Source organism: Pseudomonas putida, from assembly GCF_001976065.1.
Lineage (GTDB): Bacteria > Pseudomonadota > Gammaproteobacteria > Pseudomonadales > Pseudomonadaceae > Aquipseudomonas > Aquipseudomonas serbica.
On record NZ_MNAH01000004.1, the window covers coordinates 689092 to 698561 of the forward strand.

Genomic DNA, 9470 nt, shown 5'->3' on the forward strand with positions numbered 1-9470 from the left:
TGGCGAGATTCTGCTTGGCAACGGCAAGCTGACCAAACTGTGTTTGTGTCAGCTGCCATCTGTACCAATTACACGGCGATCATTCTTCCGGTTTCTTCCAGGTTCATGTGCCAGCTCAGTGCATCACGCAGGATATGCGGGGTGTGCCCGCCGATTGCGCAGGCCGCCGTGAAGTAGTCGTTCAGGGCCTGGCGGTAATCCGGGTGTACGCAGTTGTCGATGATGACGCGTGCGCGTTCCCGGGGTGCCAGGCCGCGCAGGTCCGCCAGGCCAACTTCGGTGACGAGGATGTCCACGTCATGTTCTGTATGGTCGACGTGGCTGACCATGGGGACCACGCTGGAAATCGCCCCGCCCTTGGCGATGGACTTGGTCACGAAGATGGCCAGGTGCGCGTTGCGCGCGAAGTCACCCGAGCCGCCGATGCCGTTCATCATCCGCGTGCCGCAGACGTGGGTGGAGTTGACGTTGCCATAGATATCGAACTCAAGGGCGGTGTTGATGCCAATAATGCCGAGGCGACGGACCACTTCAGGGTGGTTGGAAATTTCCTGCGGGCGCAACACCAGTTTGTCCTTGTAGCGCTCCAGGTTGCCGAACACGTCGGCGTTGCGCCGGCTCGACAGGGTGATCGAGCTACCGGATGCAAAGCTCAGCTTGCCGGCATCGATCAGGTCGAACGTCGAGTCCTGCAGCACCTCGGAGTACATGGTCAGGTCTTCGAAAGGCGAATCGATCAGGCCGCACATCACCGAGTTGGCGATGGTGCCGATACCGGCTTGCAGCGGGCCGAGCTTGTTGGTCATGCGCCCCGCGCTGACTTCCTGCTTGAAGAAGTCGATCAGGTGATCGGCGATGGCTTGGGTATCCACGTCCGGTGGCAGCACGGTGGACGGGGAGTCGGACTGATGGGTGACCACGATCGCGACGATCTTCTCCGGCGGGATCGGGATGGCGGTGCTACCAATGCGATCATCGACCTTGACCAGGGGAATCGGCGTACGGGTCGGACGATAGGTCGGAATATAGATGTCGTGCAGGCCTTCGAGGTTCGGGTTGTGCGCCATGTTGATCTCGACGATCACGTGCTTGGCGAAGATCGCGAAGCTGGCCGAGTTGCCCACGGACGTGGTCGGCACGATATGGCCTTGCTCGGTGATGGCGACGGCTTCGATCACCGCGATGTCCGGCAGCTTCAATTGCTGATTGCGCAGTTGCTCGACGGTTTCCGAGAGGTGCTGGTCGATGAACATCACCTCGCCGGCGTTGATCGCCTTGCGCAGGGTGCTGTCCACCTGGAACGGCATGCGACGCGACAATACGCCGGCCTCGGTGAGCTGTTTGTCGAGGTCGTTGCCCAGGCTGGCGCCGGTCATCAGGCTGATCTTCAGCGGTGTGACCTTGGCCCGTTCGGCCAGCGCGTGGGGTACGGCCTTGGCTTCGCCGGCGCGGGTGAAGCCGCTCATGCCGACGGTCATGCCGTCCTCAATCAGAGCGGCAGCCTCGGTGGCGCTCATCACTTTATCCAACAACGAAGGCAGGCGAATACGGTCACGGTACATGAATTGTTATCTCGGGCAACGGGTAGCAGGACCTCCAGTCTAGTGAATTTGTTGAGGCCCTGTCCCGCTACCAAGGTCGCAAACGAGGCGTCTATTCCGGTACTTTCAGACAAAACACCGTTACCGTATCGGTAACAAAGCGTTCCTTTGTCCGACGATTTTTACAAACAAAAACGCCCCGACGAGTCGGGGCGTTGTGGTGCTGCGAAGCGGTCTTACTCGACGGCTTTAACCATGTCTTCGATGACTTTCTTGGCGTCGCCGAACACCATCATGGTCTTGTCCAGGTAGAACAGTTCGTTATCCAGGCCGGCGTAGCCGCTGGCCATCGAGCGCTTGTTGACGATGATGGTCTTGGCCTTGAACGCTTCGAGGATCGGCATGCCGGCAATCGGCGATTTCGGATCGTTCTTCGCAGCAGGGTTGACCACGTCGTTGGCGCCCAGCACCAGCACCACGTCGGCCTGGCCGAACTCGGAGTTGATGTCGTCCATCTCGAACACCTGGTCGTACGGCACTTCGGCCTCGGCCAGCAGCACGTTCATGTGCCCCGGCATACGACCGGCGACCGGGTGGATCGCGTACTTCACGGTCACGCCGCGATGGGTCAGCTTCTCGGTCAGTTCCTTCAGGGCATGCTGCGCCCGTGCTACCGCCAGGCCGTAGCCCGGAACGATGATCACGGTGTCGGCGTTGGTCAGCAGGAAGGTCGCGTCGTCAGCCGAGCCGGATTTCACCGGACGGGCTTCCTTGGCGCCTGCAGGGCCTGCCTCGGCGGTATTGCCGAAGCCGCCAAGCAGCACGTTGAAGAAGGAGCGGTTCATCGCCTTGCACATGATGTACGAGAGGATCGCACCGGATGAACCTACCAGGGAGCCGGCAATGATCAGCATCGAGTTGTTCAGCGAGAAGCCGATACCCGCTGCCGCCCAGCCGGAGTAGCTGTTGAGCATGGACACAACCACCGGCATGTCCGCGCCGCCAATCGGGATGATGATCAGCACGCCGAGCACGAAGGCCAGCGCCAGCATCACGCCGAAAGCGGTGTAGTCGCCGGTGAGCATGAAGGTCACGCCCAGGGCCAGTGTGGCCAGGCCCAACAGCAGGTTCAGCTTGTGCTGACCGCCAAACTGTACCGGTGCGCCCTGGAAAAGGCGGAACTTGTACTTGCCCGCCAGTTTGCCGAAGGCAATGACCGAACCGGAGAAGGTGATTGCACCGATGGCAGCACCGAGGAACAGTTCCAGGCGGTTACCGGCCGGGATCGCATCGCCAAGATTCTGCACGATGCCCAGCGACTGTGGCTCGACCACGGCAGCCACGGCGATGAACACCGCTGCCAGGCCGATCATGCTGTGCATGAAGGCGACCAGTTCGGGCATCTTGGTCATTTCGACGCGTTTGGCCATGATCGAACCGGCAGTGCCGCCGATCAGCAGGCCGACGATCACGTAGACGATACCGTCGTGGGCCAGCTCGGCACCGAGCTTGTAGATCAGGCCGACCGTGGTAAGGATCGCCAGGCCCATGCCGAGCATGCCGAACAGGTTGCCGCGACGCGACGTGGTGGGGTGCGAGAGTCCCTTGAGCGCCTGGATGAAGCAGACCGAGGCGATCAAATACAGGGAAGTAACCAGGTTCATGCTCATGCTTGCTGCACCTCAGCCTTGATTGCTTCGGCCTTGGCTGCCGGAGCTTTTGCTGCAGCCGCTTTCTTCTTGAACATTTCCAGCATGCGCCGGGTGACCAGGAAGCCACCGAACACGTTGACGGCGGCCAGGGCCACGGCCAGGGTGCCCATGGTCTTGCCCAGCGGGGTTACGGTGAGCGCGGCAGCGAGCATGGCGCCGACGATGACGATGGCGGAAATGGCGTTGGTCACGGCCATCAGCGGGGTGTGCAGTGCAGGGGTCACGTTCCAGACCACGTGGTAGCCAACATAGATGGCCAGCACGAAGATGATCAGGTTGTAGATACCGTGAGAGATCAGCATGTCTTCCATTGTTTTTATCCTCAGCCGTTCTTGCGCACGATCTGGCCGTCGCGGCACATCAGGCACGCGGCGACGATATCGTCTTCAAGGTTGATCACCAGTTGTCCTTCTTTATCGAACAACAGTTTCATGAAGTCCAGCAGGTTGCGTGCATACAGGGCCGAGGCATCGGCGCCTACCGCGGCAGCCAGGTTGGTCGGGCCAACGATGGTCACGCCGTTTTCGACGACCACCTGATCGGCCACGGTCAGCGGGCAGTTGCCACCCTGGGCCGCGGCGAGGTCGATGACCACCGAGCCGGGTTTCATCTGTGCCACGGTTTCCGCGCTGAGCAACGTCGGTGCCTTGCGACCCGGAATCAGTGCCGTGGTGATGACGATGTCTGCCTGCTTGGCGCGTTCGTGCACGGCCACGGCCTGGCGCTGCATCCAGCTGGCTGGCATTGGGCGGGCGTAACCGCCGACACCGACGGCGCATTCACGCTCTTCATCGGTCTCATAAGGCACGTCGACGAACTTGGCGCCGAGGGATTCGATCTGCTCCTTCACCGCAGGGCGCACGTCGGACGCCTCGATCACCGCACCCAGGCGCTTGGCCGTGGCGATGGCCTGCAATCCGGCAACACCCGCACCGAGAATCAGCACCCGCGCCGCTTTCACGGTGCCCGCAGCGGTCATCAGCATCGGCATGAAGCGCGGATAATGATGAGCGGCCAGCAACACGGCTTTATAGCCGGCGATGTTGGCTTGCGAGGACAAGACATCCAGGCTCTGTGCGCGGGATGTGCGAGGGGCGGCCTCCAGGGCAAAGGCGGTAATGCCGCACTCGGCCATCTTGGCGATGGTTTCGTTGTTGAACGGATTGAGCATCCCCACCACAACGGTGCCGCTCTTAATCAGCGCAAGCTCGCTGTCGCTGGGGGCGACGACCTTCAAAATCAGCTCTGCACCAAACGCCTCACTGGCGCTGCCAATGGTCGCACCAGCGGCTTCATAGGCACTGTCGACAACACTGGCATTGACGCCGGCGCCGCTTTGTACAGTGACCTTGTGACCCTGGCCGATCAGCTTCTTGATGGTTTCGGGGGTTGCAGCAACCCGTGTTTCACCGGTCTGGGTTTCGAGAGGAACACCAATGTGCACGTCAAATCTCCTGCGTGATCTTATAGAGTAAACCCATGCACTACGGATGGTGCGGCTGGGGCGGCCGATCAGCACGACCCCGCTAAAATCAAGCGGGGCGCGGCATTTTGCAGGCGAACTTTGTGCCCTTCAAGGGATTATGACGGGTGACGGAAAATTAACTACAAGTCACCCCGTGACCGAATGTCGCAACCAAACGGCTCAATCCCGTCTAGGCCGTGCCTTTCGTGGATTCTGGCGCAATTCAAACAATTTGCGCATCGGCCATATGAATGATGCGGCATGGCACGGGAATAGTGGCGCAAAGCCGCGTCGTCAGGCGCTTGTGGCACGTTTGTACTGCTTTGTCTTACAGTTTTCCTTCAGGCGACAAATACTTATATCTGTAGGGTTTTCATTTTTCTGACTACGAGGTCAGGTAAGTGCTCTGGGCCTTTACCCTTCTAGGCTGTAGCCATGCGCCTGGTTTACCAGCCAGTCCCGAAAAGCCCTCAAAGACGCAGATTCGACCTTTCTCTCGGGAATCATCAGGTAATAGGCCTTGATGCTGGAGAGTGCCTGGGGGTTGGCGATCACCAGGCGAGCCTCGGCCAGTTCGCGCTGAATCAGGAACGGCGGGATCAGCGCAATGCCCATGTCGTGCATCGCGGCCTGGGCCAGCATGGAGAATAGCTCGTAGCGCGGCCCTGTCATGTCGCGCGGGACATTCAGTTGTTGTGAGGCGAACCATTGGCGCCAGGCATAGGGGCGGGTGGTCTGTTGCAGGAGGGGCAGGTCGGCGATTTCACCGGGCGTCAGGGCATCCCTTTTTCCCAATAGATTAGGGCTGCACACGGGCATCGGATTTTCGCCCATCAACCTGTGGGATTCAGTGCCGGACCAATCCGCGTCACCGAAGTAGATCGCTGCGTCAAAATCGGTGTCGGCAAACAGGAATGGCCGGGTGCGGTTGGTGAGGTTGACCGTCACTTCCGGGTGTTTCTGTTGAAAGTCCTTGAGCCTGGGTAGTAGCCACTGAGTGCCAAATGTCGGAACCACGGCCAGTTCTATGACGTTGGCTCCCTGTTGGCCCATTACCGACAAGGTATCGCGCTCGACTGCATCGAGTTGAGTGGCAACCCGGCGGCTGTAGGAAAGGCCCGGCTCCGTCAGCTTGACCCCGCGTCGCGAGCGTCGGAACAGTTCCACGCCAAGGAACTCCTCGAGGCTGGCGATCTGTCGGCAAATGGCCCCTTGGGTGAGCGAAAGTTCTTGGGCTGCCTTGGTGAAGCTTTCATGGCGTGCGGCCGCCTCGAAGCTGATCAGGGCCGTGGTGCTGGGTATTTTCCTGCGCATGTACGTCAACCTCACTAATACATCGCCTTGAAAAGGTTTTGCGACGTTTCGGAGTGAGAAAATAACACAACAGTATGCGAAATCCTCGTTTGCCCCAGCATCGAACCCGGCCTAGGATCACTGCACGTTATTTGACCTGTTTCGAGAGGACACACTCATGGCCGGTAAAGCTAGCTTCAACTGGATCGATCCCCTGCTGCTGGATCAACAGCTCACCGAAGAAGAGCGCATGATTCGCGACACCGCTGCGCAGTTCGCCCAGCAAAGTCTAGCGCCGCGCGTGCTCGAAGCTTTCCGCCATGAAAAGACCGATCCGGCGATCTTCCGCGAAATGGGCGAAGTAGGCCTTTTGGGCGCAACCATCCCTGAGCAGTACGGCGGCAGTGGCCTGAACTACGTCAGCTACGGGCTGATTGCCCGTGAAGTCGAGCGTGTCGACTCCGGCTACCGCTCGATGATGAGCGTGCAGTCGTCCCTGGTTATGGTGCCGATCAATGAATTCGGTACCGAGGCACAGAAACAGAAATACCTGCCGAAACTGGCGTCAGGCGAATGGATCGGTTGCTTTGGCCTGACCGAGCCTAACCATGGCTCCGATCCGGGTGCGATGATCACTCGTGCACGAAAAGTGGAAGGCGGCTACAGCCTGACCGGCAGCAAGATGTGGATCACCAACAGCCCGATTGCCGATGTGTTCGTGGTCTGGGGCAAGGACGATGCCGGCGACATCCGTGGCTTCGTCCTGGAAAAGGGCTGGAAAGGCCTGAGCGCCCCGGCAATTCATGGCAAGGTTGGCCTGCGGGCGTCGATCACCGGTGAGATCGTCATGGACAACGTGTTCGTACCGGAAGAGAACATCTTCCCCGACGTCCGTGGCCTGAAAGGTCCTTTCACCTGCCTGAACTCGGCCCGTTACGGCATCTCCTGGGGCGCACTGGGCGCCGCCGAGTTCTGCTGGCACACCGCGCGTCAATACACCCTGGACCGCCAGCAGTTCGGTCGCCCATTGGCCGCCACCCAGCTGATCCAGAAGAAGCTCGCCGACATGCAGACCGAAATCACCCTGGCGTTGCAAGGTTGCCTGCGTTTGGGGCGCATGAAGGACGAAGGTACTGCGGCGGTCGAAATCACCTCGATGATGAAGCGCAACTCCTGCGGCAAGTCCCTGGATATTGCGCGCATGGCTCGCGACATGCTGGGCGGCAACGGTATCTCGGATGAGTTCGGGGTTGCTCGTCATCTGGTCAACCTGGAAGTGGTGAATACCTATGAGGGTACGCATGACGTCCACGCGCTGATCCTCGGTCGTGCGCAGACCGGTATCCAGGCGTTCTATTAATAGGAGAACGGCATGGGCGCGCTTTCGCATCTACGGGTACTGGATTTATCGCGGGTACTGGCCGGGCCATGGTCCGGACAGATTCTCGCCGACCTTGGCGCCGAAGTGATCAAGGTCGAGCGTCCGGGCAATGGCGATGACACGCGCGCCTGGGGCCCTCCGTTCCTCAAGGACGCCTATGGAGAGAACACCAGCGAGGCTGCCTATTACTTGTCGGCCAACCGCAACAAGCAATCGGTCACCATCGACTTCACGCGTCCTGAGGGGCAGAAGCTGGTGCGTGAGCTGGCGGCCAAGTCGGATATCCTGATCGAGAATTTCAAGGTCGGCGGCCTGGCAGCCTACGGCCTGGACTATGAGTCGCTGAAGGCGATCAACCCTGATCTGATTTATTGCTCGATCACCGGGTTTGGGCAGACCGGTCCTTACGCCAAGCGTGCGGGTTATGACTTCATGATCCAGGGCCTTGGAGGCCTGATGAGCCTGACGGGGCGACCTGAAGGCGAAGAAGGTGCGGGGCCGGTCAAGGTGGGCGTAGCGTTGACGGATATCCTCACCGGGCTCTATTCCACGGTGGCCATCCTGGCGGCACTTGCGCATCGAGACCACGACGGCGGCGGGCAGCATATCGACATGGCATTACTGGATGTCCAGGTCGCGTGCCTGGCCAATCAGGCGATGAACTACCTGACGACGGGCAATGCGCCCAAACGCCTGGGAAATGCTCATCCGAACATCGTGCCTTACCAGGATTTTCCTACGGCAGATGGCGATTTCATCCTGACTGTCGGCAACGATGGCCAATTCCGCAAGTTTGCCGAAGTGGCGGGGCAGCCGCAGTGGGCTGACGATCCGCGTTTTGCGACCAACAAGTTGCGGGTGGCAAACCGGGCGGTGCTGATTCCGCTGATTCGTCAGGCTACGGTGTTCAAGACGACCGCTGAATGGGTCGCTCAGCTTGAGCAGGCTGGTGTGCCGTGTGGGCCTATCAATGATCTGGCGCAGATGTTTGAGGATCCCCAGGTCAAGGCGCGCGGATTGGCGATCGAGTTGCCGCATGCACTGGCCGGAATGGTGCCGCAGGTGGCCAGTCCGATTCGGTTGTCCGAAACACCGGTGGAATACCGCTCTGCGCCTCCTTTGCTGGGTGAGCATACGCTGGAGGTTTTGCAGCGGGTACTGGGCCTTGAGGCTGGAACCGTGTCCGCACTCAAGGCTTCGGGTGTTCTCTGATAGAGCTCTTCTATATAGAGGAGAACTTCTCTTCTCTATATAGGGGCCATCGTGGCGTTTTGGCTCGCGCTGCAAGGTATTGATAGAAAAACCAAATCAACGCTTGACGGCAGATTCTGGAAGCCTATAATTCGCCCCACTTCCGGCGCAGTCGAAACGGAAAACTCCTTGGTAAACAAAGAGTTACGCAGTTTTGACGGTGACTTGCTTCAGTTCATCGAAGCCGGCAGGGAGTTGAAAAAGAGGTGTTGACAGCAGCGTGTAACGCTGTAGAATTCGCCTCCCGCTGATGAGAGATCTGAAGCGCAAGTGGTTGAAGTTGTTAAGGATTCCTTGAAAACTTCTGAAAAATATCACTTGACAGCAAATGAGGCTGCTGTAGAATGCGCGCCTCGGTTGAGACGAAAGATCTTAACCAACCGCTCTTTAACAATTGAATCAAGCAATTCGTGTGGGTGCTTGTGGAGTCAGACTGCTAGTCAACAGATTATCAGCATCACAAGTTACTCCGCGAGAAATCAAAGATGTAACCAACGATTGCTGAGCCAAGTTTAGGGTTTTCTCAAAACCCAAAGATGTTTGAACTGAAGAGTTTGATCATGGCTCAGATTGAACGCTGGCGGCAGGCCTAACACATGCAAGTCGAGCGGATGAAGAGAGCTTGCTCTCTGATTCAGCGGCGGACGGGTGAGTAATGCCTAGGAATCTGCCTGGTAGTGGGGGACAACGTCTCGAAAGGGACGCTAATACCGCATACGTCCTACGGGAGAAAGCAGGGGACCTTCGGGCCTTGCGCTATCAGATGAGCCTAGGTCGGATTAGCTAGTTGGTGAGGTAATGGCTCACCAAGGCGACGATCCGTAACT

7 protein-coding genes and 1 rRNA gene are annotated in these 9470 nt (G+C 59.0%); 3 read left to right on the forward strand and 5 right to left on the reverse strand.

What is annotated here, in order from left to right:
- Nucleotides 1–68: 68 nt before the first annotated feature.
- From scpC to BKX96_RS18470, 5 genes are all read right to left on the reverse strand, one after another.
- Nucleotides 69–1562 carry a succinyl-CoA:acetate CoA-transferase ScpC gene (scpC, locus tag BKX96_RS18450; protein ID WP_046818710.1) on the reverse strand — a complete coding sequence of 498 codons (1494 nt, stop codon included), beginning with the start codon at nt 1560–1562 and terminating at the stop codon, nt 69–71.
- A 215-nt stretch (nt 1563–1777) separates the two neighbouring features.
- Complete coding sequence (locus BKX96_RS18455) at nt 1778–3211, reverse strand: NAD(P)(+) transhydrogenase (Re/Si-specific) subunit beta (protein ID WP_046818711.1); 1434 nt, start codon at nt 3209–3211, stop codon at nt 1778–1780.
- The gene (locus BKX96_RS18460) at nt 3208–3564 is read right to left on the reverse strand and encodes an NAD(P) transhydrogenase subunit alpha part 2 (protein ID WP_046818712.1); all 357 of its coding nucleotides are present in this window, start codon (nt 3562–3564) and stop codon (nt 3208–3210) included. The genes BKX96_RS18455 and BKX96_RS18460 overlap by 4 nt, the downstream gene beginning before the upstream one ends.
- 11 nt (nt 3565–3575) lie before the next feature.
- On the reverse strand, nt 3576–4697 hold the full coding sequence (locus BKX96_RS18465; RefSeq protein ID WP_046818713.1) for a Re/Si-specific NAD(P)(+) transhydrogenase subunit alpha: 1122 nt from the start codon (nt 4695–4697) through the stop codon (nt 3576–3578).
- Between the two features lie 435 nt (nt 4698–5132).
- Nucleotides 5133–6032, reverse strand: coding sequence for a LysR family transcriptional regulator (locus BKX96_RS18470; RefSeq protein WP_046818714.1), 900 nt, complete (start codon nt 6030–6032; stop codon nt 5133–5135).
- A 157-nt stretch (nt 6033–6189) separates the two neighbouring features.
- On the opposite strand from BKX96_RS18470, the gene BKX96_RS18475 reads away from it, so the two are divergent.
- From BKX96_RS18475 to BKX96_RS18490, 3 genes are all read left to right on the forward strand, one after another.
- Nucleotides 6190–7371 (forward strand): acyl-CoA dehydrogenase, encoded by a 1182-nt coding sequence (locus tag BKX96_RS18475; protein ID WP_008064832.1) that lies wholly within the window; start codon nt 6190–6192, stop codon nt 7369–7371.
- A gap of 12 nt (nt 7372–7383) precedes the next feature.
- Nucleotides 7384–8604, forward strand: a complete 1221-nt coding sequence (locus BKX96_RS18480; RefSeq protein ID WP_077185137.1) for a CaiB/BaiF CoA transferase family protein — start codon at nt 7384–7386, stop codon at nt 8602–8604.
- A 581-nt stretch (nt 8605–9185) separates the two neighbouring features.
- Nucleotides 9186–9470, forward strand: a 16S ribosomal RNA gene (locus BKX96_RS18490); the annotation flags it as partial.